Source organism: Arthrobacter sp. B0427-1-12 (assembly GCF_059092905.1).
The window spans coordinates 1-486 of sequence record NZ_JBNHIC010000205.1 but is presented as its reverse complement, the minus strand read 5'-3'; the positions used below and the strand labels follow the sequence as shown (position 1 = coordinate 486).

The following is a 486-nucleotide window of genomic DNA, read 5'->3' as shown; positions in this document are numbered from 1 at the left end:
CCGCCACGGTCCCGGCGGACGACGCTGATCATGCCGTTGGGCTCCAGGCAGGCACGCTCCACCTGCGCAATGTCCTCGATGCCGTGCAGCCGCCGCTGGGAGAAGACCTCGTCTTCGTTCATGAATTCCCTGCGCATCACCTTCCGGTTCAGCTCACCGTTCCTGATGAGCTGCCGGGGCCGGGCCTTCAGCAGCGGCGCGAGGCGCGGGAACCGGTAGGCGACGGCATCAACTGCCACGCTCCAAAACAGGATCGCGGCCACGACCACCAAAGCATCGGTGATCGTTTCGGCCTCCCCGTGCAGACCGACCGAAGCAGCCTCGGCCACGAGGACGACCAGCAGCACATCGGTCAGCCCCAGCGCCCCGGACTCGCGCTGGCCGACAATGCGCATCAGGAGGAACAGCACCAGAAACATGACTGTGCCCCGGATAAAGGCCTCAAGCAGCGGAATACTCGGCCCGAACATCGACTGCCAATCCATT

The 486-nt window shown here is 64.8% G+C and carries 1 protein-coding gene; it reads right to left on the bottom strand.

Features of this window, described 5'->3' with window-relative positions:
• Nucleotides 1-470, bottom strand: a 470-nt coding sequence (locus tag AC5RWU_RS24570) for a DUF421 domain-containing protein (protein WP_493986780.1), incomplete at its 3' end; no start/stop codon positions are given.
• Nucleotides 471-486 lie beyond the last annotated feature (16 nt).